The sequence below is a fragment of the Mycobacterium sp. pR1184 genome (assembly GCF_041287235.1).
GTDB lineage: Bacteria > Actinomycetota > Actinomycetes > Mycobacteriales > Mycobacteriaceae > Mycobacterium.
Window position 1 is genome coordinate 513,941 of the sequence record NZ_JBGGKR010000002.1, and the last position, 23,784, is coordinate 537,724.

The 23,784-nt window shown below is 64.3% G+C and carries 28 protein-coding genes; 18 read left to right on the forward strand and 10 right to left on the reverse strand.

The window, feature by feature from the left end; all coding sequences use genetic code 11:
- Window positions 1-42 precede the first annotated feature (42 nt).
- From ACAG21_RS05725 to ACAG21_RS05735, 3 genes are all read right to left on the reverse strand, one after another.
- On the reverse strand, window positions 43-564 hold the full coding sequence (locus ACAG21_RS05725; RefSeq protein ID WP_370494985.1) for a hypothetical protein: 522 nt from the start codon (window positions 562-564) through the stop codon (window positions 43-45).
- Window positions 565-643: 79 nt separating this feature from the next.
- On the reverse strand, window positions 644-1,249 hold the full coding sequence (locus ACAG21_RS05730; protein WP_370494986.1) for a hypothetical protein: 606 nt from the start codon (window positions 1,247-1,249) through the stop codon (window positions 644-646).
- The gene (locus tag ACAG21_RS05735; RefSeq protein ID WP_370494987.1) at window positions 1,246-1,989 is read right to left on the reverse strand and encodes a hypothetical protein; all 744 of its coding nucleotides are present in this window, start codon (window positions 1,987-1,989) and stop codon (window positions 1,246-1,248) included. The genes ACAG21_RS05730 and ACAG21_RS05735 overlap by 4 nt, the downstream gene beginning before the upstream one ends.
- Before the next feature lie 212 nt (window positions 1,990-2,201).
- On the opposite strand from ACAG21_RS05735, the gene ACAG21_RS05740 reads away from it, so the two are divergent.
- Window positions 2,202-2,591: a hypothetical protein gene (locus ACAG21_RS05740; protein ID WP_370494988.1), complete on the forward strand. Its 390-nt coding sequence runs from the start codon at window positions 2,202-2,204 to the stop codon at window positions 2,589-2,591.
- Window positions 2,592-2,593: 2 nt separating this feature from the next.
- Here the strand turns inward: ACAG21_RS05740 and ACAG21_RS05745 are convergent, their stop codons facing one another.
- Window positions 2,594-3,196: a TetR/AcrR family transcriptional regulator gene (locus tag ACAG21_RS05745; RefSeq protein ID WP_370494989.1), complete on the reverse strand. Its 603-nt coding sequence runs from the start codon at window positions 3,194-3,196 to the stop codon at window positions 2,594-2,596.
- Between the two features lie 104 nt (window positions 3,197-3,300).
- On the opposite strand from ACAG21_RS05745, the gene ACAG21_RS05750 reads away from it, so the two are divergent.
- From ACAG21_RS05750 to ACAG21_RS05765, 4 genes are read left to right on the forward strand one after another with little or no spacing between them, the layout of a single operon-like run.
- Complete coding sequence (locus ACAG21_RS05750) at window positions 3,301-4,077, forward strand: hypothetical protein (protein WP_370494990.1); 777 nt, start codon at window positions 3,301-3,303, stop codon at window positions 4,075-4,077.
- On the forward strand, window positions 4,074-4,889 hold the full coding sequence (locus ACAG21_RS05755; RefSeq protein WP_370494991.1) for a hypothetical protein: 816 nt from the start codon (window positions 4,074-4,076) through the stop codon (window positions 4,887-4,889). The genes ACAG21_RS05750 and ACAG21_RS05755 overlap by 4 nt, the downstream gene beginning before the upstream one ends.
- The gene (locus ACAG21_RS05760; protein WP_370494992.1) at window positions 4,886-5,479 is read left to right on the forward strand and encodes a cytochrome c oxidase subunit 3 family protein; all 594 of its coding nucleotides are present in this window, start codon (window positions 4,886-4,888) and stop codon (window positions 5,477-5,479) included. Before ACAG21_RS05755 ends, ACAG21_RS05760 begins: the two co-directional genes overlap by 4 nt.
- Window positions 5,476-5,763 (forward strand): cytochrome C oxidase subunit IV family protein, encoded by a 288-nt coding sequence (locus ACAG21_RS05765; protein ID WP_370494993.1) that lies wholly within the window; start codon window positions 5,476-5,478, stop codon window positions 5,761-5,763. Before ACAG21_RS05760 ends, ACAG21_RS05765 begins: the two co-directional genes overlap by 4 nt.
- Window positions 5,764-5,781: 18 nt before the next feature.
- Here the strand turns inward: ACAG21_RS05765 and ACAG21_RS05770 are convergent, their stop codons facing one another.
- Window positions 5,782-7,077 (reverse strand): cytochrome P450, encoded by a 1,296-nt coding sequence (locus tag ACAG21_RS05770; RefSeq protein ID WP_370494994.1) that lies wholly within the window; start codon window positions 7,075-7,077, stop codon window positions 5,782-5,784.
- A gap of 184 nt (window positions 7,078-7,261) precedes the next feature.
- Between ACAG21_RS05770 and ACAG21_RS05775 the strand changes: the two genes are divergently transcribed.
- Window positions 7,262-7,969, forward strand: a complete 708-nt coding sequence (locus tag ACAG21_RS05775) for a TetR/AcrR family transcriptional regulator (RefSeq protein WP_370494995.1) — start codon at window positions 7,262-7,264, stop codon at window positions 7,967-7,969.
- Here ACAG21_RS05775 and ACAG21_RS05780 read toward each other — a convergent pair.
- Entirely contained in the window at window positions 7,885-8,292 is a 408-nt protein-coding gene (locus ACAG21_RS05780; protein WP_370495050.1) for a hypothetical protein, read from the reverse strand. The two genes, ACAG21_RS05775 and ACAG21_RS05780, sit on opposite strands and share 85 nt — an antisense overlap.
- 38 nt (window positions 8,293-8,330) lie before the next feature.
- On the reverse strand, window positions 8,331-9,077 hold the full coding sequence (locus ACAG21_RS05785) for an enoyl-CoA hydratase/isomerase family protein (protein WP_370494996.1): 747 nt from the start codon (window positions 9,075-9,077) through the stop codon (window positions 8,331-8,333).
- 109 nt (window positions 9,078-9,186) lie between these two features.
- On the opposite strand from ACAG21_RS05785, the gene ACAG21_RS05790 reads away from it, so the two are divergent.
- The 5 genes from ACAG21_RS05790 to ACAG21_RS05810 all read left to right on the forward strand — a co-directional run bounded on the left by ACAG21_RS05790 (window position 9,187) and on the right by ACAG21_RS05810 (window position 13,141).
- Window positions 9,187-9,609, forward strand: coding sequence for a lipoprotein LpqH (locus ACAG21_RS05790; protein WP_370494997.1), 423 nt, complete (start codon window positions 9,187-9,189; stop codon window positions 9,607-9,609).
- A gap of 92 nt (window positions 9,610-9,701) precedes the next feature.
- Window positions 9,702-10,892: an amidohydrolase family protein gene (locus tag ACAG21_RS05795; protein ID WP_096290031.1), complete on the forward strand. Its 1,191-nt coding sequence runs from the start codon at window positions 9,702-9,704 to the stop codon at window positions 10,890-10,892.
- Window positions 10,893-10,924: 32 nt separating this feature from the next.
- Entirely contained in the window at window positions 10,925-12,328 is a 1,404-nt protein-coding gene (locus ACAG21_RS05800) for a FadD3 family acyl-CoA ligase (protein ID WP_370495051.1), read from the forward strand.
- Window positions 12,325-12,948 carry a fatty-acid--CoA ligase gene (locus ACAG21_RS05805; protein WP_370494998.1) on the forward strand — a complete coding sequence of 208 codons (624 nt, stop codon included), beginning with the start codon at window positions 12,325-12,327 and terminating at the stop codon, window positions 12,946-12,948. The genes ACAG21_RS05800 and ACAG21_RS05805 overlap by 4 nt, the downstream gene beginning before the upstream one ends.
- A 16-nt stretch (window positions 12,949-12,964) precedes the next feature.
- Window positions 12,965-13,141 (forward strand): (2Fe-2S)-binding protein, encoded by a 177-nt coding sequence (locus ACAG21_RS05810; RefSeq protein ID WP_342926996.1) that lies wholly within the window; start codon window positions 12,965-12,967, stop codon window positions 13,139-13,141.
- A gap of 15 nt (window positions 13,142-13,156) precedes the next feature.
- On the opposite strand, the gene ACAG21_RS05815 is transcribed toward ACAG21_RS05810, so the two are convergent.
- On the reverse strand, window positions 13,157-14,860 hold the full coding sequence (locus ACAG21_RS05815) for an alpha-keto acid decarboxylase family protein (RefSeq protein ID WP_370494999.1): 1,704 nt from the start codon (window positions 14,858-14,860) through the stop codon (window positions 13,157-13,159).
- A gap of 64 nt (window positions 14,861-14,924) precedes the next feature.
- Between ACAG21_RS05815 and ACAG21_RS05820 the strand changes: the two genes are divergently transcribed.
- From ACAG21_RS05820 to ACAG21_RS05835, 4 genes are read left to right on the forward strand one after another with little or no spacing between them, the layout of a single operon-like run.
- The gene (locus ACAG21_RS05820; RefSeq protein ID WP_370495000.1) at window positions 14,925-15,368 is read left to right on the forward strand and encodes an SRPBCC family protein; all 444 of its coding nucleotides are present in this window, start codon (window positions 14,925-14,927) and stop codon (window positions 15,366-15,368) included.
- 5 nt (window positions 15,369-15,373) lie between these two features.
- Window positions 15,374-16,504, forward strand: a complete 1,131-nt coding sequence (locus ACAG21_RS05825) for a CaiB/BaiF CoA transferase family protein (protein WP_370495001.1) — start codon at window positions 15,374-15,376, stop codon at window positions 16,502-16,504.
- A gap of 57 nt (window positions 16,505-16,561) precedes the next feature.
- Window positions 16,562-17,014, forward strand: coding sequence for an SRPBCC family protein (locus ACAG21_RS05830; protein WP_090606428.1), 453 nt, complete (start codon window positions 16,562-16,564; stop codon window positions 17,012-17,014).
- Between the two features lie 29 nt (window positions 17,015-17,043).
- Entirely contained in the window at window positions 17,044-17,496 is a 453-nt protein-coding gene (locus ACAG21_RS05835) for an SRPBCC family protein (RefSeq protein ID WP_370495002.1), read from the forward strand.
- On the opposite strand, the gene ACAG21_RS05840 is transcribed toward ACAG21_RS05835, so the two are convergent.
- Window positions 17,483-18,655 carry a pyridoxal phosphate-dependent aminotransferase gene (locus tag ACAG21_RS05840; protein WP_370495003.1) on the reverse strand — a complete coding sequence of 391 codons (1,173 nt, stop codon included), beginning with the start codon at window positions 18,653-18,655 and terminating at the stop codon, window positions 17,483-17,485. The genes ACAG21_RS05835 and ACAG21_RS05840 overlap by 14 nt on opposite strands.
- A 224-nt stretch (window positions 18,656-18,879) precedes the next feature.
- On the opposite strand from ACAG21_RS05840, the gene ACAG21_RS05845 reads away from it, so the two are divergent.
- The 3 genes from ACAG21_RS05845 to ACAG21_RS05855 all read left to right on the forward strand — a co-directional run bounded on the left by ACAG21_RS05845 (window position 18,880) and on the right by ACAG21_RS05855 (window position 23,481).
- Complete coding sequence (locus tag ACAG21_RS05845) at window positions 18,880-20,091, forward strand: acetyl-CoA C-acetyltransferase (protein WP_370495004.1); 1,212 nt, start codon at window positions 18,880-18,882, stop codon at window positions 20,089-20,091.
- A 4-nt stretch (window positions 20,092-20,095) separates the two neighbouring features.
- Window positions 20,096-22,240, forward strand: a complete 2,145-nt coding sequence (locus ACAG21_RS05850) for a 3-hydroxyacyl-CoA dehydrogenase NAD-binding domain-containing protein (protein WP_370495005.1) — start codon at window positions 20,096-20,098, stop codon at window positions 22,238-22,240.
- 257 nt (window positions 22,241-22,497) lie between these two features.
- Window positions 22,498-23,481 carry an LLM class F420-dependent oxidoreductase gene (locus tag ACAG21_RS05855; RefSeq protein WP_370495006.1) on the forward strand — a complete coding sequence of 328 codons (984 nt, stop codon included), beginning with the start codon at window positions 22,498-22,500 and terminating at the stop codon, window positions 23,479-23,481.
- On the opposite strand, the gene ACAG21_RS05860 is transcribed toward ACAG21_RS05855, so the two are convergent.
- Window positions 23,478-23,771, reverse strand: coding sequence for a putative quinol monooxygenase (locus tag ACAG21_RS05860; RefSeq protein WP_096290020.1), 294 nt, complete (start codon window positions 23,769-23,771; stop codon window positions 23,478-23,480). The two genes, ACAG21_RS05855 and ACAG21_RS05860, sit on opposite strands and share 4 nt — an antisense overlap.
- Window positions 23,772-23,784 lie beyond the last annotated feature (13 nt).

Below are 23,784 nucleotides of genomic sequence, written 5' to 3' on the forward strand. Positions count from 1 at the left end.
GGGCTGGGAGGTGAAGGGGACGGCGGAGCTACCAGCGCTTGCTCAGGAGACCTGATCCAGGCGCAACGGCATCGTGATATCAAGCCACTGGTTTTGCCCGCAGGCACCGCTTGGCCCGACCGTCTTGTCCTTGCCGGACAACGTCCGCGATCCGATTTGAAATCCCCCGTTTTCGTTTACGGGGAAGAAATAGAAGGTCTGCTGGCCGGGGAACGCGGTACCGTCTTCGCACCGCTCCCAATTCGGCACTTCGCGTCTGGCCTTCCACATCTCCCCGTCATTCAGATAGAGAGGCGCGGTCCATCCCTGGTCGCTGCGCACCGTCCCGTGGCATTCCTGGAATGTGTCGCAGGTCGAGCTGATCGTCCATGTTTGGTAGACCGTCGGCTCGCCGAAGTATTGATCGTTTCGCTGGGCCCAATCGCCGATGGACGTAACGTGATATGTCCCATTGAGGGCCACTTCTTCCTTGGTCGTCGCCTGGGCCGTGGCCGCAGTGCCCAATCCGCCAAATACGGTGGTGGCCACCAACGTTGCGGTGGTGAGTGCTTTAGCTGAACGCATCAGGTGCTCCTAGAGCGCATAATTCTCGAGCGTTGACGTTACACCGTTTTAGCCGACCAGGTAACGGTTAGGATCGCACTCACCCGACCGGCTCGAATTTCGCGATCAACCAGGAACCGTTGACCTTTGTCAGCGTGACCACGACAGCACTTTTGTTCTGCGCGGGATCTTTCTTTTGCATGCTGGCCGTGGTCTGATCGACGAAAATCAGCACGACCGCAGAATCGGGATGCAAATCCGAAATCGCGGCCCGAACCACCTTGGCCGATGCCGTCAGGTGCCCTTCCTTCGCCGTCGGCCCGACGATATCGGTGGTGAATTTGCTGTAGTAGGCCAAAAATTCGCCGGTGAGATGGGATTTCGCTGCCGAGAAATCCCGATCCAAATGGTCATAGGAATACGTCAAGACCGCCACCGCGCCCTCTGACGCCGCCTGGATTGCGCGGTGTGCCGCCGCATCGTCGATCCGCTGATCCGGCCGGTGCACAACGATGTACACGCCGACAGCCACGCCCACGGTGGCGACGACCAGCGTTGTCCCGAATACCGAACGCCACCTCGCCAACAACCAACGGCCGATCGTTGCCAGCCGGCGGATGGGAGCCTCGTGGCCGGCGGGCGCAGTTTCCGGGTCGTCAGTTGCTGTTTCGGTACTGCCCGGCGACGAACCATCCTCGACAGTCATGAGAGGTAGTCAATTTTCGACATCTTGAGCTGGCCGTGGTCGCGGTTCAGGGTGACGCTCAGTCGGAACAAGGCCGGTGGCGGCTTTTCGTTATCCGGCCCAGTGGCATCGGTTTTCGCCGCCACGAGCACGACACCTGAATTGTCGCTCAACGATTCGACGGCCACAGCTTCGACGGTGACCTTGCTGCCGATCTTCGAGTCCTGCGCCTTTTTGACCATCAGAACCGAGATCGCCGACAGTTGACCGTTGAGGTCGCCGGTCGTGGCATCGATCATCCGCTGGACGTCCGCCTTGGCATGATCGGGGTCAATAGACATCAGCGCCGTGATCCCTTGCCGGGCGGCACCAGCAAACTCCGCGGCGAGCTGGCGATGGTGCGCCACGGTGCGGTGCTGCCACAGCATGTAACCGCTCGCACCGGCCGATGCGCAGGCGATCAGGATGCCGACGCCAACTGCTACTGCTTTGCGTGACGGACGGCGCGGGGACTTTGCGCGGCGCCGCTTGGCATCTGGGGACCCGGCATCGGTTGCTGCCGCCTGCCGCAGCCGTGCGAGGCGCGCCCTGGCCGCCTCGGCGCGCGCTTCGGCCTCGGCAACTTCGTCTTCGGTGTCCGTTTCCGATGCGGGCGCCGGGACCGCGGAGCCGACCGCTGAGGGCGACTGTGGTTCATCGGGATTGGTCATATCCGCCGGCTCACCACAATCGTCGGCGTCGGGGCCGTCCGGATCGTGCACGGAGAGGCAGCTTATCACTTCGGCCTGCGCGCTTGGCCTTCATGGCTCACCACCAGTCATGGCTCTTACATGCGGAAATGCGCGCGAGTCAGGGAAATGGCGCACCGCAGCGTTCGGGTGCCGGCATGGTTGGCCGTTCTCGCTCAGGCGATCTTCTCCAACCAGGAGAATTTTCTTTTCAGGTGTGGCAAAGTAATCGGGTGCGATTAATCGTGGCCGTATTTGCCGCGTTGCTCGGCACCGGTGTGCTGGCGGCGCCGCCGTCCTTCGCCGGTCCCACCGTCTGCGACTACCCCGACTGTACGCCGGGCATCATGCCGCATCAGGTCCTCGGGGCACCGTGTGACAACACCACCTATTACGCCTTCGGTGTCGCGGACGGTTACGTCTCCTTCGCCTCGCAGCCCGGCCGGCTGATGTTCTGCGGTTCACCGAGGAGATATCAGCCGCGATGGTTCCGGTCACCTCCGATGGCGGGAGTCAAGGAGGAAGGCGCCAACTGCCAGAACTACCAGAACTACGTGGCACAGGCGCCCGACGGCCTATTCCTGATTTGCTTTGCCCACGACGGCATTATGAGCTGGGTCCGCGCGGACACGTAGCCTTACTCGGCGGCTTCTCGATGCAGGCCGAGTAGCCGCCTGATCATGTCGGTGAGCCGCTCGAGCAATGTGTCGTCGTCGATGTCGGCCAGCAGCGGATGCATGACCGCGGTGCTGATCGCGCCGGAGAACATGGCCGCCTCGATCCGGCCGTCCAGGCCGGCATCGCTCAGCAGTCCGTCATACAGCCGGTCCATAAAGCGTTGAAACGGCTTGTGTTCGGCCAGCAGCCGGACCACGACGGGATCGAACTGCAGCGTGCGCACCAGCCGGCGGTCGCGGACCGCCATTTCAACGACGCTCTCCAGCAGCGCATCCCGCGCTTGCGGTCCGTTGCCATGTGCCTCGGCGGCCTCCAGCGCGGGAAGCAGGCGTCCGAGCTCGCGCTCGGTCACCGCGATGACGATCTGATCCTTGGTCCGAAATTGGTGGTAGACAGCAGCTTTGGTGATCCCGACGGCGTCGGCGATCATCTGCAGCGACGTACCGCTGACGCCGTGCTGCGCGAACAGGTCGAGCGCGGCATCGAGTACTCGCGTTCGGGCAGGGCTGTAGTGAACAACTCTCAGCGCTTCATCGCTGACCGGCTGCTCTGCTGTTCCCACGGGACGAGCCTAGACGACCGGCTATTGACCCGAGGCTAGCCGACCGGCTAGCTTCGGGTGGAGCCGAACGTGGCACGCCGATGTCGTGCCGAAGGGAGTCACCGATGACAGACATCGGCGGAGGGGGTGCGCCAGGTCGACGAGCGGCGCTGCGGCCGACTGACGGTGAGGTCATTCTGCTGTGGACATTGCCCGTCACCGTGCTGCTGTGGATCGCCGGTTTCCTGCTATTTCCGGGCTTCAATCCACCGATGTCACCTTCGATGCCCGCGGAACAGGTTGCCGCGTTCTACCGGGATCCGGCGCACATCCCACAGATCCGTTACAGCATGATCGTGTTCAATTGGTTCGGCGTGTGCCTCGTCCCGATCCTGGCGTTGATCGTGCTGCAGATCCGCCGAATGGCACATCGGACGCCGATCTTCTCTTACGCGATGCTGGGCTGTGTGGCCGGTGGTCCGACGTTGTTTCTCGTCGCGAACGTCTGCTGGCTGCTGGCCGCGTTTCGGCCCGAGCGCAGCCCGGAGTTGACGCAATTGCTCAACGATTTCGGTTGGATGACCTTCACCATCCTGGTCCCGTTCCTAATCGGTCAGAGCGTGATACTAGCTGTGGCAATCTATTTCGACGATCAAGCGCGACCCGTGTTCCCGCGCTGGGTGGCCCACTTCAACCTTCTCGTGGCCGCCGCGCTGGTGCCTGCGGCTTTTGTCGGAGTGTCGCTGACCGGCCCGCTGGCGTGGGACGGCCTCTTGTCGTTCTGGGTGAAAAACATTGCCATCGCGGTCTGGATCGTCGTGATGGGAGTTGCATTGGGGCAGGCCATTTATCGCGAGCGTGACGAGAACCGTGGGCGCCCAGACGAACTGGTCAACGCATGAGTGCGGTGATCACACCGCCGACCTCGCCGGCTACGCCCCCGTCCGGCCCGCTACATCACCGGATCGCCTGGCACCTGCGCCACAACCCCAAGCGTGAACTCTGGTTGGCGTGGTGGGTGCTCGTCGTCTTCTACAACTTGTTCTTCCCGGTGTTCTTCATCATCGCGCAGGTTCAGCCGCCACCGGAACCCACCTGGGACCTCGCGACGCAGGTCCACTGGTTCTCCGAGCGCCACCTCGGCATACCTCTCGGTTTCGGCATCATCTTTGCCATCAGCGGTGCGATCGCGACAAACAATGCCCTGATCGCATATTCGATGCGGCGCATGTCGGTCAGCCGCGCGTTCGGTTATTCGTATCTGATCGTCTACTCGCTGAGTGCGGTTCCCGGCATGATCCTGCTCAACATCGCACTGCTCGTCGGGACGTTGCGACCGGAGCGCAACCCGGAAGTGATCGGCTGGCTCTACGACTTCGCCTTCTTGTCGTTCGACGGAACGATGGGGGTCTTTTTGATCGGGTCGCTCATCTGGATGGTCGCGATCCTGCTCGACAAGAATCGGGTGTTCCCCAAGTGGTTCGGCTATCTCAACCTGTGCAACGCGCTGACCGAGGTGGTCGTCGCCCCCTGCTGGATCTTCCGGCGTGGTGTGTTGGCCTGGGATGGTGAAATCGCCTGGTGGCTGGACATGGTCGTGTTCGGCATCTACCAAGTCACCTTCGTCGTCATGTTGTATCGGATGATCCGGCGCGAAGACTTCGGCACCGGGGAGTTGCCGGCCTTCCCGCCGAAAACGGCTGTTGCGCAATGACCGATCTCAAGACCGACCCCACCGACCGCGACCAGCGGTTCGTGCCCGGTCAGCCCGACATGTGGGCCTTCGTGTTGTTTGAGACCTTGGTGTTCACAGGGTATTTCGGCTTCTACCTGTTCTCCCGCGCCCGCAACGCCGAGCTCTTCATACATGCACAGGCGCACCTGGACCTGCGCATCGGAGTTTTCAACACCCTCGTCTTGCTGCTGAGCTCGTGGTCGGTGGCGCGGTGCGTTCAGTCGTCGCGCGCCGGCGAGTACCGGGCGGCGCTGCGAGATGTGTTCATCACGGCCGCATTCGCCGCGGTGTTCCTCGTCTTCAAGGTGTTCGAATGGGCCAGGCTGGTCAACAGCGGCAATGGGTTGGACAGCAACGACTTCTTCACCTACTACTTCTTCCTCACCGGGATCCACTTCGTCCATCTGCTGATCGGCTTCGTCGTCCTGGGCGTCATCGTTTACCAACTCCGAAGTGCGGCAACCAGACCGCGGGAATCCCAGGAAATCATCGAAACGTGCGCGACCTACTGGCACACGGTCGATTTCCTGTGGGTACTCATCTTCGCGCTGCTGTACGTGGTGAGGTGAGCGTGAAATTCAACAAGCGGTTACTGATCGTGTGGGTGATCCTGGCGTTGCTCACGCTCGGCTACCTGTGGATAGACCGCTCGGCAGCGGGGCAGGCCGAGTCCAGCGCGGTGCTGACAGCGAGCGTCATCGTGATCGCACTCATCAAGGTGCGCATCATCTTTCGTGAGTTTATGGAGGTGCGAAGCGCACCCGTGCTGCTGTGCAGACTGACCGACGCCTGGATCGTGCTGATGGCCGTCGCGATGCTCTGCTGCTATTCCGTCGGAATGCGGCTCGCGTAGTAATCGCTAGCGAGTGTGTCAGGCCACGGGTGCGACCGCGTCTGCTGTCGTGAACGACAGGTGCAGTTCGCTCAAACCGCGCAGGATGTACGTCGGCTCGTAGCTGTAACGACGCTCGGCCGCCGGCCCGTGATGGGCTTCGTTGATTTCGATGTGCGGCATCCGGTCCAGGATGCGTTCGATCGAGACCCTGCCCTCCACGCGGGCGAGTGGTCCGCCCGGGCAGGAGTGCACACCGCGGGCAAACGCCATGTGCTCGCGAACGTTCTTGCGGCGCAAGTCGAACTCGTGCGGGTTCTCGAACCGGCGCGGATCGCGATTGGCCGCGCCCGGCAGGATCATCACCACGGTGCCGGCCGGGATGTCGACACCACCGATGTTGGTGTCGCGGACGGCAAGTCGAGAGTCGCTCTTGACCGGGCTTTCCATGCGCAACGATTCCTCGATGAACGCGGGGATCAGAGTGCGGTCTTCACGAATCTGTTGCTGGATGTCGGGCCGGTCGCCCAGGGCTTGCAAGGCGGCACTGAGCAGCTTGGCGGTAGTCTCCTGGCCGGCCGCGAAAAGGAAGGTGGCCGAGCGGACCACCTCGATCACCGGCGGGGTCGAGCCGTCCGGGTACTTCGCTTCCGCGAGGAAGGTCAACACGTCGCCGCGCGGTTCGCGCCGCCGGTCCTCGATGTAGCTGCAGAACTTGTCGTCGAGCCACTCCAGCGGGTTGATGCCCACCGACTCGTGGTCGAGGGCGCCGACGCGCGCCTCGGGACGGTCGGCGCCGAGGACGGCGCGGAACTCGTTGTGGTCGTCCTCCGGCACGCCGAGCAGATCGGCGATCACCAAGGTGGCGAACGGCTTTGAGTATTCAGCGATGAATTCGCATTCGCCGTTGTGCAGGAACTCGTCGAGCTGGCGATCGGCGAGGCGCCACATGAACTCCTCGTTCTGCTTCAGCCGGCTCGGCGTCAACAGCTTGGCCAGCACCGAGCGGGCCTTGGTGTGGTCCGGTGGATCCATGGTGACCATGTGCTCGTGCATCGGAAAATAGCTGCGGTGCTCGTTGATCAGGGGCCTGATGTCCCCGCCCTCGGGGGTGAAGGGCAGCGGGGGGAACGGTCCGCCGAGCGCGACGATGTTGGAGAACGTTTCCGGGTCTTTGTAAATCTCGGTGGCTTCCGCGTAACCGGTGACCGCGACGACGCCATGATGCGGCAACCGCAGCACGGGGTTTTCGCTGCGCAGGTAGTCGAAGTAGGGGTGCGGATCCGGGACCAGAGACTGATCGGTGAAGAAGTCGATCGACTCGTAATTGCTCATAGATTGCGTCTTTCTGGGCTGGGTCTACCGGTGGGTTCGGCGGCATGCAGTACCGCCCCCGCTTTCGGAATTCTGCTGAGCACCTGCTTAGCACGGCGGTAATGTCGTGGTCAAGGACTCAACACCGCGCCGCGCTACGATTCCCCTGGTCGGCAGGTGAGCGTGGACAGGATGGAGCAGCGGCATGAGCACGGCCCCCAGGGAGGCCCGCAGGATCGGGGCGCCGGACGCCAAGAACCGCGGCCTACTGCTCGACGCCGCCGAACAATTGATGATCGAAGAGGGCTACGCCGCCGTCACCTCGCGGCGCCTCGCGAACAAAGCCGGGCTGAAACCGCAGCTGGTGCACTATTACTTCCGCACCATGGAGGAGCTGTTCCTCGAGGTATTCCGACGCCGTGGTGAAGAAGCGCTCGCGGCGCACGCAAAGCTGATGCAGTCACCGCAGCCGCTGTGGGCGGTGTGGAGATTCGGCACCGATCCCGCGTTCACCCGAATTTCGATGGAATTCATGGCGCTGGCCAATCACCGCAAGGAGATGCGGGCCGAAATCGCCTACTACGCAGAATGTTTCCGCGAAGAGCAACGGCAAGCGCTGACCACTGCGCTGCAGAAGTACGGCGTGGATGAGATGCCGCCGGTGGTGGTTGCCGTGCTCATGTCCAGCTTGTCCAGATTCCTGGTGCTCGAAAACGCGGTGGGCATTTCCGCCGGTCACGCCGAAACCGTGCAATTAGTCGAAAGTCACCTGCGGCGGCTCGAAGGCGAGCCGCAGCCGATTCCGGGAATACCCGAGGCCTGGGTGGTTCACCAATTGCGCAGCGAGCAGAGCACGCCCTTGAGGCCGTCCTTGGATACGACGACAACGCCATCTACCGCCAGGACACAGTGAAGCCCTGGCGTGCCGGGCTCCGTGCCCGTGCTCGCCACCACCATCGCGTACGCGTCGGGGTTGGTCATGTCCAGATCGTAGGTCCACGGTGGCTTGCCCGGGCCGAGATCGACATCGACGTGCGGCGTGAACGAGTACGGGTTGTGGCTGTAATCGGAGAATCTGTCCGGCTGATGGTCCAGGTAATAGATGTCGGTGTAGATCGGATTCTCAGCGGTGACGGCGTACTTGACGTGATGCATGACCGGGCCGGCAGTCGGATCGGCCTGGGCGCGTGGAGCGTTCGCGGCTAGACCGACCACCGACAAAACTGCCATGGTCATCGCCGAACCGATGCTCAGCGGTCTGTTGGCGCTGGTACTCATGTCGTTCCTCCGGCGGCCGGTCGTGGCTTGGCGTTTCGGTTAACTACCCGCTCTGCGGCCTGCCAGTGCGCGTCGGCAACCCACAAACGTGCAAAAGATGCTATCGCCTCATCGGGCGAAACACCGCTGATTACCCGTTTTATCTCGGTAGCCGGCTGGTTGGCCAGCGACGCAGCAATCGCACGCCAGCCTTCCTCGAACGAGGCGCGCGGCAACACCGCGTCCACCAACCCGATGCGTTCGGCCTCGGCGGCGTCGACCGTCTTTCCGCTGCCCGCGAGAAGCAGGGCTCTGCTCTTTCCGACGAGGGCGGCCAGCCGCTCGGCGCCACCCCAGGCCGGCATGATTTCCAGCGTCACCTGATTGAACGCGATCTTGATATCGCTTGCGGCAACCCGGATGTCGGCGGCGACGGCTACTTCGGCGCCACCACCGAAGGCATGCCCGTTGAGTGCGGCGATCACCGGAGCCGGGAAGCTCGCCAACTGGTCGCAGATGGACCGCATCCGCTTTGCCATCGCGGTGGCTTCCGCTATGGTCCGCAGCGCGCTGAGCTCCTTGAGGTCACCGCCGGACACGAAAGCCTTGTCGCCGGCGCCCCTGATCACCAGTGCCCGGGCACCGGCCGCGGCGTCGAGCGCCTTCTCCAGCTGGTCCATGGTGTCGAGCGCGATCGCGTTGCGTGCGTGAGGGCGGTCGATGGTGAGCACCGCAAGCCCGTTGTCGAGCTCCAAGTCCAGCATGCGTTGGTTGCTCCTCGGAAGAGGCGTCGATATTGGCATTCTCGTGCGGCGAGAATAACATCATCGCTGCAGGCCGCAGGGGTTTGTACATCGAGGATAGAGGTGGCCCGTGCAGGACAGAATCGTCGTGGCGGCCGCCGCGGTGCTCGCTGTGGCCGGCCTCGGTGCGTGCACCTCGCGACCGGCCACGCAAATCTCTAGCTCGGCCTCGGTGACCGTCAACGGTGAGGACGCGAATTTTCACGTCGTGCAATGCGGTCAAGTGCAATGGACCCGGACGATCGATATCGGCGGCAAGTTTGCCGGAGCCAAGATCATCATCGACGAGGGGGCGCAACCGCCGTCGGCCGAGTCGGTGCGCATCCAAAATCTGGGCGGGTTCACCGGGATGTACGCCCGGGGCGACGGCCCCCGTGCCGACATGAGCATGTCCGGGGACAAGTTCACGATCACCGGCACCGCCAACGGTTTCAAGACCGATAAGCCGAATGAAGCAACGTCGGCGACGTTCAAGATCATCGTGACCTGCTGACGCCGCGCGCGTGGCGATCGCCACTGTGGTGCACGTTTGCGGTGCGGGCCTTGTAGAGAATAGTATTCTCACAAATCGCGAAGGAGGATCTCATGGGCCAGTTGTCGCACAAGGTGGACGTACCGTTTCCGATCTTTGACGCGGATAACCATCTCTACGAGCCGCCGGAGGCGCTGACCAAGTTCCTGCCCAAGGAGTACAAGGACTACGTCCAGTACGTGCAGATCAACGGTCGCACCAAGATCGCCATCCGAGGCCAGATCAGCAACTACATTCCCAACCCGACCTTCGAGGTCGTCGCCCGCCCGGGCGCCTGGGAGGAGTACTTCAAGTACGGCAACCCGGAGGGCAAGAGCAAGCGCGAGCTGTTCGGTGAGCCGATGCGCGCGATCCCTGCGTTCTTCGAGCCCGGCCCGCGCCTGGAGACGATGAACGAGCTGGGCCTGGACAAGACATTGATGTTCCCGACCCTGGCCAGCCTCCTGGAGGAGCGCCTGCGCGACGACCCGCTCGCTATCCACGTTCTGGTCCACGCGCTGAACGAGTGGCTGGACGAGGTATGGGGCTTCAACTACCAAAACCGCATCTTCACCACGCCGGTCATCACCCTGCCGATCGTCGAGAAGGCGATCGAGGAGCTGGAGTGGGCGGTCAAGCGTGGCGCCCGCGCCATCCTGGTTCGCCCCGCGCCGGTCCCCGGCTTCCGCGGTCCGCGGTCGTTCGCGGTGCCCGAGTTCGACCCGTTCTGGGAGCGGGTCGTCGAGCACGACGTGCTGGTGGGCATGCACTCTTCCGACAGCGGCTACTCCCGGTACACCTCGGAGTGGGACGGCGCCGACCAGGAGATGCTGCCATTCCAGACCAACGCGATGGGCATCCTCAACGAGTGGCGGCCGATCCAGGATTCGGTGGGCTCGTGGGTGATTCACGGCGCGCTCTACCGCCACCCCAAGCTGAAGGTCGCGATCGTCGAGGCCGGCTCGAAGTGGATGACCCCGCTGCTGGACGGCTTGGCGGAGGTCTTCCGCAAGGCGCCGGAGGCCTTCCCGAGCGACCCGGTCGAGATGGTCAAGAGCCGGATTCACGTCAGCCCGTTCTTCGAGGACGGCATCGACGATCTGGTCAAACTGGTCGGTGTGGACCAGGTGCTCTACGGTTCGGACTGGCCGCACCCGGAAGGCTTGGCGGAGCCGACCTATTACATCGAGGCGCTGTCGCACCTGAAGCCGGAAGATCAGGCGAAAATCATGGGCGGCAACCTCGGTCGGCTCGTCACGGTGTGACGTCTGGCAAGTCGTGGCAGACCATCCCCGAGATGGTCTTGAGCGCGGCGGACCGCTTCGGCGATGCGGAAGCAGTTGTCGACGGTCCGCTGCGCTTCACATTCTCCGAAATTGTCAGCCGAATTCGTTGTGCCGCAGGCGCATTCGCAGAGCTTGGTGTTGACAAGGGTGACCGCGTCGCCATCTGGGCGCCCAATTCGGCCGAGTGGATCATCGCTGCGTTCGGGTTGCTGACCGCGGGCGGGGTGCTGGTGCCGGTCAACACGCGATTCAAGGCCGACGAGGCGGGTGACATCATCGCCCGCAGTGCGGTCAAGGCCGTCCTGGTGCAGAAGGGGTTCCTGGGCCAGGATTACACCGCGCCCGCGGGGACGCCGGTCATCGATGTGAAGTCCGACTTCCTTTCCAGCGGTTCGCCGTTCGAGCGGGCGGTGAGCGGCAGCGACATCTCGGACATCATCTTCACCTCGGGCACGACCGGCCGCCCCAAGGGTGCGATGATGAACCACCGCCAGACCCTGCGCATGTATGAGGAGTGGGCGACGCTCGCGGATCTGCGCGAGGGCGACCGCTACTTACAGATCAATCCGTACTTCCATACGTTCGGCCTCAAAGCGGGACTCGTCACGTCCTTCCTGCGCGGCGCGACGATGCTCCCAGTCGCCGTATTCGATGTCGATACCGTGGTGGATCTCATTGCGCGCGAACACATCACGATGCTTCCCGGCCCGCCGACGTTGTATCACTCGCTGCTGACGGTGCAGGACAAGTCCAAGCTGTCGACGTTGCGGGCCGGTGTGACCGGCGCCGCGGACATCCCGGTGGAGCTGGTCCGTCGCATCCACGACGAACTGCCGTTTGAAACACTGATGACCGGCTACGGACTGACCGAGGCCGGCAATGTCACCCTGTCGCTGCCGGGCGACTCCTTCGAGGACGTTGCCACCACCGCGGGCGTGCCCTGCGCGGATGTCGAGGTGCGCATTGCCGACGACGGCGAGGTGCTGGTTCGCGGCTACGGCGTCATGCAGGGCTACCTCGACGATCCCGCGGCCACCGCGCAGGCGATCGACGAAGACGGCTGGTTGCACACCGGCGATCTGGGCAACCTAGACCCGGCCGGTCGGCTGCGCATCGTCGGCCGCAAGAAGGACATGTTCATTGTCGGTGGCTTCAACGCCTACCCGGCCGAGATCGAAGGCTTCCTGCTCAGTCACCCGGCCGTCGCGCAAGCCGCCGTCATCGGCGTGCCCGACGAGCGGCTCGGACAGGTGGGTAAGGCGTTTGTGGTGCTCGACGGTGCCGTGGGCGCCGACGAATTGATCGGTTGGTGTCGCGAGCGCATGGCGGGCTTCAAAGTCCCACGCGCGGTAGAGTTCCTTGATTCACTCCCACTCAACGCGACCGGCAAAGTGATGAAGGACCAACTTCGTTGACCGACGGCGACATCCACTCGATGGTGATTGCGTCGGACTATCGCGTTCCGGATCCCAGCCGGGTATGGCCGCTACTCGAGCGAAACAAGTCGGCCCTCTCCGAGATCGGCGCACACCACGTGCTCGTCTACACCTCAACGCACGACTACGGTCGCGTGCTCGTGATGATCGGGGTGCACAGCCGGGAGCCGATCGTGGAACTGCTCCGATCGCGGGTGTTCTTCAACTGGTTCGACGAGGCCGGTATCGAGGACATTCCAGCGGTTTTCGCTGGTGAGATCGTTGACAGGTTTGTCCCGACGCCGCAGTCGAATCCGTCGGCGCCCGGCATCGTGGTCGCCGCCATCGCGTCGGTCGACGATGTCGCGATCCTGACCGCCGAAGTCGGCTCGGCGATGGACAGGTTCGCTGCTGCCGGCATCCGAAAGACCTGGGTATTTCAGGCTTTCGACGATGACCACGAAGTGCTGATCCTGCAGGAGTTCGCCGACGAGCAGAGCGCTCGCGAGTGGATCGAACACCCCGATGCCGCCGCCCAGTGGATGTCCGGGGCGGGAGTGGGGGCCTATCCGCCGCTGTTCGTTGGCCAGATGTTCGACATCATGCGTATCGAGGCTTGAGTGAGCGGACCACTCGGTGTTCGTATGTCTTTGTAACGGAGTCACCAGTCAAACTGTGTCCGAGTGCGTCGCGGCCGGGGCATCGACGACGAATGCAGTCGCACACGCCTGTGGTGCGGGCGCCGACTGCGGCCGCTGCCGCCGCACCGTTGCGGCCATTCTGAAATCGTCGAAGGCGGGCCGAAGAGGCTAGATCGTCGGCCACCGCTCAGCGGCGCCTACTGCCGTCCGGCGACATCGGCTGCACGAGTTCGACCAGCAGCGGTGGAATTTCCATGCGGGGCAAGACCACTTCGACAAGCACCATGCGGTCCTGATGCTCCGCCGCCGCGGTCAGCGCGTCGTCGAGTTCGCCATAGTTTTGCGCGCGGAACGCGAGGTGGTTGGCCACGCCGAGGGCGTTGGGGATGTCGGTCCAACTCCAGCTGGCGATGTCGTTGTAGGGCGCCGTCTCTCCGTGGATCGCCCGTTCGACCGTATAGCCGTCGTTGTTGACCACGACGATGACGGGCGAGCGCCCTTCGCGAAAGAACGTGCCGAGTTCCTGCACGGTCAGTTGCGCGGCGCCGTCACCGATCAGCAACACCGACCTTCGGTCCGGGTGTGCGACGGCCGCGCCGAGCGCCGCGGGCAACGTGTAACCGATTGAGCCCCAAAGGGGTTGGCCGATGAATGTGACCCCCTTGGGCAGCCGGTGGTCGGCCATGCCGTAAAAGGAGGTGCCCTGATCGGCGAGTACCACGTTGCCCGGTGTGAGCGCGTTGCACAGCCGGTCCCACACCATCTCCTGGGTCAGGGCCTGATCGCGGGCGGGCGCCGCGGCCGCGGCCGCGGGCTGTTGGTCGGTTGCCGGCGTGACGGGCGGTGAACTGATCCCACGCCGCGTCAAGATTTCGGCCAGCGCGCCGAGCGCGGCGCCCATCTCCAGCGGCGCGAACACCTCACCGGCCACAGTGCTCTGGTATTGGCCGATGTCGATGGTCCGCGCTGCATCGATGTGCTGGCTGAAGAAGCCGCTCACCATGTCGGTGAACACCACGCCGGCGGTGACCAACGCGGGTGCGTCCTCGATCGCGGCACGCACGGCGGGCGCGCTGGCCGCGCCGGCGTAGATGCCGAGGTAGTTGGGCGCGCTTTCGTCGAGCAAGCTCTTGCCCCACATGAGCGTGGCGTAGGGCACCACGTCGGCGTTCAGCAGCGCCTCGAGTTCCTTGACCGCCTGTAGCCGATGCACCAGCAGGTCGGCCAGCACGGTCAACCGGTTGTCGCCGATGAGTTCGGTGGCGGCGTCGACGAACATCGACAGTGCGCGCGGGCTGGTGCCGCCGGCGTAGCGGGGCAGCGCAGCGTCGGGTGGTTCGGTAGGGAAGCGCGCCACATCGGTGGACAGCAGGATGTAGCCGGGCCGCTTCTGCTCGCGCACCTCCAACAGCACCCGGTCGATCTCCCGGCACGCCGTTGCCGGCATGAGATTGGCTTGAGCACAGGTGATTTCACGGCTGATGCGGAAGAAGTGCTCAAAGTCTCCGTCACCGAGCGAATGGTGCAACGCCCGTCTGGTGCCCTGGGCGTCCTTGGAGGGGCCACCGACGATGTGCACGACCGGGACGTGCTCGGCGTAGCTGCCGGCGATCGCGTTGGTCGCCGAAAGCTCACCTACCCCGAATGTCGTTACCACAGCGGCCATTCCGCGTAACCGGCCATAACCGTCGGCGGCGTAGCCGGCGTTCAACTCGTTGGCGTTGCCCACCCACCGAATTCGTGGATGCGCGACGATGTGGTCGAGGAATTCCAGGTTGTAGTCGCCGGGGACGCCGAAGATCTCCGAGACGCCAAGCTCGGCGAGACGGTCCAACAGGTAGTCGCCGATGGTGTAGACGGAATCCGCGGCGCCGGGCGTGGTAGCAGTCACGAAGTCGACGTTACGCTGGTCGAAAGCGCTCCCGGCCGGACGTGGTTTCGCTATCGTGCGGGCCATGGCGATCAACGAAACCCGCGAAGTTGTTATCGAAGCCAGCCCCGAAGAGATCCTCGACGTCATCGCCGATCTCGACTCGGTGACCGAATGGTCGCCGCCCCACCAGAGCGTCGAAGTCCTCGAGCGGGACGCCGACGGGCGCCCCACCAAGGTCAAGATGAAAGTCAAAGCCGCGGGCATCACCGACGAGCAGGTGATCGAGTACTCGTGGGGCGACAACGAGGTGAGTTGGACGCTGATCAGCTCCGGTCAGCAGCGCTCCCAGGACGCCTCCTACAAACTGACGCCGAAGGGCGACTCCACCCTGGTCAAGTTCGAGCTCAGCGTCGATCCCGTGGTTCCGTTGCCCGGCTTCGTGTTGAAGCGCGCCATCAAAGGCACCGTCGATACCGGGACCGAGGGCTTGCGCAAGCGGGTGCTGCAGGTGAAGAAGGGTAAGTAGCCGCCGTGACCGGCGCGGGACCCCTGGCCGGGATCAAAGTCATCGAACTCGGCGGCATCGGACCCGGGCCCCACGCGGGCATGATGCTCGCCGATCTGGGTGCCGACGTGGTGCGGGTGCGCCGCCCCGGCGTGGCGATCGCAAGCGCGGCGAAGCCGGGCGAGGCGGGTCGCCACCAGGCAGTCCCGACGATGCCGGCCGAGGACCGCGACCTGTTGCACCGGGGCAAGCGGATCGTCGACCTCGACGTCAAGACTCAGCCGGGCGCATTGCTGGAGCTTGCCGCCAAAGCCGACGTGCTGTTGGACTGCTTCCGGCCGGGCACCTGCGAGCGACTCGGGATCGGACCCGACGATTGCGCGGCGGTCAATCCGCGATTGATCTATGCGCGGATCACCGGCTGGGGACAGGACGGGCCGTTGGCGTCGACGGCCGGGCACGACATCAACTACCTGTCGCAGACCGGTGCGCTGTCGGCGCTGGGTTACGCCGATCGGCCGCCGATGCCGCCGCTGAACCTGGTCGCCGATTTCGGCGGCGGATCGATGCTGGTGCTCATCGGTATCGCTGTCGCGCTGTACGAACGTGAGCGGTCGGGCCGCGGGCAGGTCGTCGACGCCGCGATGGTCGACGGCGTCAGCGTGCTCGCCCAAATGATGTGGACCATGAAGGCAATTGGCAGCCTGCGCGATAAGCGCGAATCGTTTCTGCTCGACGGCGGCTCGCCGTTCTACCGTTGCTATGAAACCTCCGACGGCAAGTACATGGCCGTCGGCGCGATTGAGCCGCAGTTCTTCGCGGCGTTGCTCAACGGGCTCGGTCTGTCGCCCGACGAGGTGGGTGGCCAGCTCGAAACAGGTTCGTATCAGCAGATGTACGACGTGTTCGCCCGGCGGTTCGCCAGCCGGACGCGAGACGAGTGGACCGAGGTTTTCGCCGGCACCGACGCGTGTGTCACGCCCGTGCTGACGTGGAACGAGGCCGCCACCAACGAACATTTGAAGGCGCGCTCGACGCTGATCACCGCCCACGGTGTCGAGCAGGCCGCGCCCGCTCCGCGTTTCTCCCGAACGCCGGCCGGACCGGTCGGACCGCCGCCGGCCACCACGACGCCGATCGACGAAATCAACTGGTAGCGAATTACTTACCCGAATACGTTCCGTGCCTCGAACGGGATTGCTAGGTTGAGTTAAGTGGCTGTAAAGGCATCACGTGAATTCATAGTTGATGCGCCGCTCGACGTGGTCATGGGGGCGCTCGAGGATGTCAGCGTGCTGGAATCCTGGTCGCCGCTGCATAAAAAGATCGAAGTGGTCGACCGTTATCCGGACGGCCGTGCGCACCACGTGAAAACCACCATCAGAATTCTGGGCCTGCGCGACAAAGAGGTGCTGGAATACCACTGGGGCCCGGACTGGGTGGTCTACGACGTCAAGGGGACGGCCCAACAGCACGGTCAGCACGTCGAATACAACCTCAAGCCCGAGGGCATCGACAAGACACGGGTGCGGTTCGACATCACCGTCGAACCGGCCGGGCCCATTCCCGGATTCGTCGTGCGGCGCGCGATGGAGCACGTTCTCGACGCCTCGATCAAGGGGCTGCGCGATCTAGTCGCACGAGGCGGCCCGGATAAAGCACCGTAAGCCGGTCTCCATTGCTAATTTGATAGCCAGTGGCCATACGCGCATCGTCGGAAATTGTCATCGGGGCGCCCCCGGAAGTGATCATGGAGGCGCTGGCCGACATGGACGCCGTGCCGTCGTGGTCTCCGTTGCACAAGCGGGTCGAAGTCGTTGACCGATATCCCGACGGCATGCCACACCACGTGCGAATGACGATCAGGGTGAGCGGCATCGCCGACACCGAAATGGTGGAATATCACTGGGGTCCCGACTGGATGGTGTGGGATGCGCAGAAGACCTCGCAGCAACACGCCCAGCATGGCGAGTACAACCTGGAGCGCGAGAGCGACGACAAGACCCGGGTCCGATTCAGCCTCACGATCGAGCTGAGGGCACCACTGCCCGGGTTCTGGGTGCGCTCGGCGGGCAACAAAATCCTCTACGCCGCGCTGGAAGGCCTGCGCAAGCGCGTGATGGGCGACGAGGACGCTAAGCAGTCTTGAGTGCGGACAGCCGCCTGATCGCCTCGTCGAGGGTGTCGTCGCGCTTGCAGAAGGTGAAGCGCACCAGGTGATTCCACAGATCGGCATGCGGTGCGGCCGGGTCGCAGAACGCTGACATCGGAATAGCCGCCACGCCAACCTTTTCCGGTAGTGCCGCGCAGAACGTCGTGCTGTCGTCATATCCGAGTGGCCGTGGGTCGGCGCACAGGAAGTAACTGCCGTTACTCTCGTGCACCGCAAAACCGATATCGGCCAGGCCCGCGGCCAGTCGGTCGCGCCGGACTTGCAGCGAGCGCCGCAAATCGTGGACCCAGGCGTCCTCGGTGTCCAGCGCCAGCGCGACCGCGGGCTGGAACGGCGCCCCGCCGACGTAGCTCAGGTACTGTTTGGCCGCGCGCATCCCGGCGATCAGTTGTGCTGGGCCGCAAGCCCATCCGATCTTCCAGCCGGTGCAGTTGAACATCTTGGCCGCGCTGGAGATGGTGATGGTGCGTTGCGCCATGCCGTCGAAACCGGCCAGCGGCAGATGCCGATGGCCGTCGAACACCAGGTGCTCGTACACCTCATCGGTGATCACCAGAAGGTCGGCGGCCACCGCGATCTCTGCGATCGCCTCCAATTCGGTCGCGCTCAGCACGGCGCCGGTGGGGTTGTGCGGCGAGTTGACGATGAGCGCGCGGGTCGCCGGGGTCACCGCTCGCCTCAGCGCGTCGATGTCCAGCGCGAAGCCGTGGCCGTCGGAAACCAGCGGTACGGCGGCGCGGTGTGCGCCGGCCATCGCGACCACCGGCGAGTAGGAGTCGTAGAAGGGCTCGATCAGCAGTACCTGCGAGCCGGGCTCGACGAGGCCGATCACCGCCGAGGCGATGGCCTCGGTGGCCCCGACCGTCACCAGCACCTCGGTGTCGGGGTCGTAGTCGATGCCGAAGTGCCGCTTGCGCTGCGCCGCGACGGCCTGGCGCAGCGGCGCGATGCCGAGTCCCGGCGGGTACTGATTGACACCGTCGGCGATCGCGTCCTGCGCGGCCTTCAACATCGCCGGGGGTCCATCCTCGTCGGGAAAGCCCTGACCCAGGTTCACCGCGCCGATGCGCGCGGCCAGCGCCGACATTTCGGCGAACACCGTGGTCGCGTAGGGCCGCAATCGCGACACCGTCATGGTCGTCGAGCTTAGGCGGGGGCGGTCGCAGCGTGAGCGTCACGCCAGCGCAACGCCCGTTGTCGGTCGGCGCGCCAGCGTGACACTCGGCGACGGCGGGGCGCGTCGATCACCGCCCGGCAGCCTGACCGGGGCCGACCTGCCCAACCAACAGGTTGGCCGGGAGCCCCTGTTAGGGTGCACATAGACGGACCGAACCCCCATTTTGCGAACAGGAAGTCGACATGTCCGAAGAAGCCTTCATCTATGAGGCCATCCGCACACCCCGCGGCAAGCAACGCAACGGATCGCTCAACGAGGTAAAGCCGCTGAACCTGGTGGTCGGCCTGGTCGACGAGCTGCGCCGGCGCAATCCCGACCTGGACGAGAACCTGATCAGCGACATGATCCTGGGCGTGGTGTCCCCGGTCGGTGACCAGGGCGGCGACATCGCCCGCACCGCGGTGCTGGCCGCCGGCCTGCCCGAGACCACCGGTGGCGTGCAGCTGAACCGGTTCTGCGCCTCGGGTCTCGAGGCCGTCAACACCGCCGCCCAGAAGGTGCGCTCCGGCTGGGACGACCTGGTGCTGGCCGGCGGTGTCGAGTCGATGAGCCGCGTGCCGATGGGCTCCGACGGCGGCGCCTGGGCGACCGACCCCGAGACCAACTACCGGATCGGCTTCGTGCCGCAGGGCATCGGCGCCGACCTGATCGCGACCATCGAGGGCTTTAGCCGCGAGGATGTCGACGCTTATGCGTTGCGCTCGCAGGAGAAGGCCGCCGAAGCCTGGTCGGGCGGTTACTTCGCCAAGTCGGTCGTGCCGGTGCGCGACCAGAATGGTCTGGTCATCCTCGATCACGACGAGCACATGCGGCCCGACACCACGATGGAGGGTCTGGCCAAGCTGAAGACCGCGTTCGACGGCATCGGCGAGATGGGTGGCTTCGACGACGTGGCGCTGACGAAGTATCACTACGTCGAGAAGATCAACCACGTGCACACCGGCGGCAACAGCTCCGGCATCGTCGACGGCGCCGCGCTGGTGCTGGTCGGTTCGGAGGCGGCGGGCAAGTCACAGGGCCTGACCCCGCGGGCACGCATCGTGGCCACGGCCACCAGCGGCTCGGACCCGGTCATCATGCTCACCGGCCCGACGCCGGCCACCCGCAAGGTGCTCGACCGTGCCGGCCTGACTATCGACGACATCGACCTGTTCGAACTCAACGAGGCATTCGCGTCGGTGGTGCTGAAGTTCCAGAAGGACCTCAACATCCCGGACGAGAAGCTCAACGTCAACGGTGGTGCCATCGCGATGGGCCACCCGCTGGGCGCCACCGGCGCCATGATCACCGGAACCATGGTCGACGAGCTCGAGCGCCGCAACGCGCGTCGCGCGCTGATCACGTTGTGCATCGGTGGCGGCATGGGTGTCGCGACCATCATCGAGAGGGTTTAAGGCCATGGCAGAGAACACGATTCAGTGGGACAAGGACGCCGACGGCATCGTCACGCTGACACTTGACGACCCCACCGGGTCGGCCAATGTGATGAACGAGCACTACAGCACGTCCATGCACAACACGGTCGAACGTCTTACGGCAGAAAAGGATTCGATCACCGGTGTGGTTATCACCAGTGCGAAGAAGACTTTCTTCGCCGGTGGCGACCTCAAGGCCATGATCAACCTCGGTCCCGAGAACGCCGGCGAGGCCTTCGACACCGTCGAGTCGGTCAAGCGGGACCTGCGCGCCCTGGAGACCCTGGGCAAGCCGGTGGTGGCTGCCATCAACGGCGCCGCGCTCGGCGGTGGCCTGGAGATCGCGTTGGCGTGTCACCACCGAATTGCGGCCGATGTCAAGGGAAGTCAGCTGGGTCTACCCGAGGTAACGCTGGGCCTGCTGCCGGGCGGCGGCGGGGTGACCCGTACCGTGCGGATGTTCGGCATCCAGAACGCGTTCATGAACATCCTGTCGCAGGGCACCCGCTTCAAGCCGGCGAAGGCCAAGGAGATCGGGCTGGTCGACGAGCTGGTCGGCTCGGTCGAGGAGCTGGTGCCCGCTGCCAAGGCGTGGATCAAGGCCAACCCCGACTCGCACGAACAGCCTTGGGACAAAAAGAGTTACAAGATGCCCGGCGGCACCCCGTCCAGCCCCGCGCTGGCCGGCATCTTGCCGTCCTTCCCGGCGCTGCTCAAGAAGCAGCTCAAGGGCGCCCCGATGCCGGCGCCGCGCGCCATTCTGGACGCGGCCGTCGAGGGCGCGCAGGTGGACTTCGACACCGCCAGCCGCATCGAGAGCCGCTACTTCACCCAGCTGGTCACGGGTCAGGTCGCGAAGAACATGATCCAGGCGTTCTTCTTCGATCTGCAGTACATCAACTCCGGTGGATCGCGTCCCGACGGGATCGAGCCGGTGAAGATCAACAAGATCGGTGTGCTGGGCGCGGGCATGATGGGCGCCGGCATCGCCTACGTGTCGGCCAAGGCCGGCTACGACGTGGTGCTCAAGGACGTCAGCCTCGAGGCCGCCGAGAAGGGGAAGAACTACTCGGAAAAGCTTGAGGCCAAAGCGCTTGAGCGGGGCAGGACCACCGAGGAGAAGAGCAAGGCGCTGCTGGACCGCATTACGCCGTCCGCCGACCCCGCCGACTTCAAGGGGGTCGACTTCGTGATCGAGGCCGTGTTCGAGAACCAGGACCTCAAGCACAAGGTGTTTCAGGAGATCGAGGACATCGTCGAGCCCAACGCACTGCTGGGATCGAACACCTCCACGCTGCCGATCACCGGTCTGGCGACCGGCGTGAAGCGCCAAGAGGACTTCATCGGAATCCACTTCTTCTCGCCGGTCGACAAGATGCCACTGGTCGAAATCATCAAGGGCGAGAAGACTTCTGATGAGGCGCTGGCTCGGGTATTCGACTACACGCTGGCGATCGGCAAGACCCCGATCGTCGTCAACGACAGTCGCGGCTTCTTCACCAGCCGCGTGATCGGCACGTTCGTGAACGAGGCGCTGGCGATGCTGGGTGAGGGTGTGGAGCCCGCCAGTATCGAGCACGCCGGTTCGCAGGCCGGCTACCCGGCGCCGCCGCTGCAGCTGTCCGACGAGCTCAACCTGGAGCTGATGCACAAGATCGCCACCGCCACCCGTCAGGGCGTCGAGGACGCCGGCGGCACCTACGAGCCGCACCCCGCCGAGGCCGTCGTCGAGAAGATGATCGAGCTCGGCCGGCCGTCGCGGTTGAAGGGCGCGGGCTTCTACGAGTACGTCGACGGTAAGCGCACCAAACTGTGGCCGGGCCTGCGGGAGACGTTCAAGTCCGGCTCCTCGCAGCCGCCGCTGCAGGACATGATCGACCGCATGTTGTTCGCCGAGGCGCTGGAAACCCAGAAGTGCCTTGACGAGAACGTGTTGACGTCGACTGCCGACGCCAACATCGGATCGATCATGGGTATCGGCTTCCCGCCGTACACCGGTGGTAGCGCACAGTTCATCGTCGGCTACTCCGGTGCGGGCGGTACCGGCAAGGAAGCCTTCGTGGCTCGGGCTCGTGAGCTGGCCGCCAAGTACGGCGACCGCTTCCTGCCGCCGGATTCTTTGACCTAAGTTCCGTTCGAGCATTTCGCGAAAGCCCTCGAAACAGCGTGGTTTCGGGGGCTTTTCGCTGTTGCCATGGTCTCAAACGCCCGCGTTGTCCTTGTGCTCCATCGAGTCGTTCATCACTTGTATCGTCGAGTTTGCCCCGCATTCATTGAGCGCTGCCGTGCCGGGACCGACCGGATCGCTGGTATCGATCTGCTGTGAGCGAACGTGGCAGCCCAACCCATTCCGGCCCGCCCCGTCGAGAGCTAGAGTCCCTAACCATGCGCTTTGGTTTCTTCATTCCGCAGGGCTGGCGGATGGATCTGGTAGGCATCGACCCGGCGAAACACTGGGCGGTGATGCGGGACTTGGCGTCCTACGCCGACGGCAGCGCCTGGGACTCGGTGTGGGTCTACGACCACTTCCACACCGTCCCGCTGCCGAGCGCCGAAGCGACGCACGAGGCGTGGTCGTTGATGTCGGCCTACGCCGCGACCACGTCACGGGTCAAGCTCGGCCAAATGTGCACGGCGATGAGTTACCGCAATCCGGTCTACCTCGCCAAGGTGGCGGCCACCGCCGACATCATCTCCGGCGGTCGCATCCAGATGGGTATCGGCGGCGGCTGGTACGAACACGAATGGCGCGCTTACGGTTACGGGTTCCCGTCGGCCGGCGTGCGATTGGGTCGCCTCGACGAAGGCGTGCAGATCATGCGCGACGCCTGGCGTGACGGCAAAGTCAGCTTCGACGGCAAGCACTACCAGGTGGACGGTGCGATCGTCGAGCCGAAGCCGTTGCAGAACAACGGTATTCCGCTTTGGATCGCCGGTGGGGGTGAGAAGGTGACGCTGCGCATCGCGGCACAGTACGCGCAGTACACCAACTTCACGCCCGAGCCCGAGGCGTTTGCCCAGAAGTCGGAGGTGCTCGCCGGGCATTGCCGAGACGTGGGCACCGACTTCGACGCGATCGTGCGTTCGGCCAACTTCACCGCCATCGTCGGCAACTCGGAGGCCGAGGTCAAAGACCGCCAGCAGCGGGTGCGCGACCGTTTGGTCAACTATGTGCCTGAGTCCCTTGCGGATTCGATGACCAGCAGCCTTCCCGACTCGGCGATGGGCACCACGGAACAGGTGATCGAGCGGCTGACCAAGATCCGCGACCTCGGCTGCGAATACGCGATCGTCTACTTCCCCGAGGCCGCCTACGACCGCTCCGGCATCGAGTTGTTCGAGCGGGAAGTCATTCCCGCGCTGAGCTAGACGTCGCTGGTGGTGTACCGCGTCTTGACCGGAGGCGCCGCCAGTAGCGGCGGCAGCTGAGTCACCTTGCCCTCGCCGGCGCGAAACGCACGGTAGGCCTCGTCGGCGTCGACCGACTCCCACTCCTCGTAGATGATCCAGTGGGCTTCGTCGGCTTCGTCGACCCAGACGTCAGTACGGAGATTTCCCTCGAATGCCCGAGTGGTTTCCAGCGTCCGCCCCATCAGTTCACGCCCAGCACCGACCTCGTCGGGCTTGAACTTCAGTTCCAGTAGCACGATGACCGTCACAGTCGTCTCCTCG

What these genes read in the sequence shown, in the direction of transcription:
- ACAG21_RS05855 (WP_370495006.1), top strand. Translation starts at nt 22,498, where the DNA reads ATGCGCTTTGGTTTCTTCATTCCGCAGGGCTGGCGGATGGATCTGGTA.
- ACAG21_RS05850 (WP_370495005.1), top strand. Translation starts at nt 20,096, where the DNA reads ATGGCAGAGAACACGATTCAGTGGGACAAGGACGCCGACGGCATCGTC.
- ACAG21_RS05750 (WP_370494990.1), top strand. Translation starts at nt 3,301, where the DNA reads ATGACAGACATCGGCGGAGGGGGTGCGCCAGGTCGACGAGCGGCGCTG.
- ACAG21_RS05775 (WP_370494995.1), top strand. Translation starts at nt 7,262, where the DNA reads ATGAGCACGGCCCCCAGGGAGGCCCGCAGGATCGGGGCGCCGGACGCC.
- ACAG21_RS05795 (WP_096290031.1), top strand. Translation starts at nt 9,702, where the DNA reads ATGGGCCAGTTGTCGCACAAGGTGGACGTACCGTTTCCGATCTTTGAC.
- ACAG21_RS05730 (WP_370494986.1), bottom strand. Translation starts at nt 1,249, where the DNA reads ATGACTGTCGAGGATGGTTCGTCGCCGGGCAGTACCGAAACAGCAACT.
- ACAG21_RS05820 (WP_370495000.1), top strand. Translation starts at nt 14,925, where the DNA reads ATGGCGATCAACGAAACCCGCGAAGTTGTTATCGAAGCCAGCCCCGAA.
- ACAG21_RS05785 (WP_370494996.1), bottom strand. Translation starts at nt 9,077, where the DNA reads ATGCTGGACTTGGAGCTCGACAACGGGCTTGCGGTGCTCACCATCGAC.
- ACAG21_RS05725 (WP_370494985.1), bottom strand. Translation starts at nt 564, where the DNA reads ATGCGTTCAGCTAAAGCACTCACCACCGCAACGTTGGTGGCCACCACC.
- ACAG21_RS05840 (WP_370495003.1), bottom strand. Translation starts at nt 18,655, where the DNA reads ATGACGGTGTCGCGATTGCGGCCCTACGCGACCACGGTGTTCGCCGAA.
- ACAG21_RS05845 (WP_370495004.1), top strand. Translation starts at nt 18,880, where the DNA reads ATGTCCGAAGAAGCCTTCATCTATGAGGCCATCCGCACACCCCGCGGC.
- ACAG21_RS05780 (WP_370495050.1), bottom strand. Translation starts at nt 8,292, where the DNA reads ATGACCATGGCAGTTTTGTCGGTGGTCGGTCTAGCCGCGAACGCTCCA.
- ACAG21_RS05800 (WP_370495051.1), top strand. Translation starts at nt 10,925, where the DNA reads ATGGTCTTGAGCGCGGCGGACCGCTTCGGCGATGCGGAAGCAGTTGTC.
- ACAG21_RS05770 (WP_370494994.1), bottom strand. Translation starts at nt 7,077, where the DNA reads ATGAGCAATTACGAGTCGATCGACTTCTTCACCGATCAGTCTCTGGTC.
- ACAG21_RS05755 (WP_370494991.1), top strand. Translation starts at nt 4,074, where the DNA reads ATGAGTGCGGTGATCACACCGCCGACCTCGCCGGCTACGCCCCCGTCC.
- ACAG21_RS05760 (WP_370494992.1), top strand. Translation starts at nt 4,886, where the DNA reads ATGACCGATCTCAAGACCGACCCCACCGACCGCGACCAGCGGTTCGTG.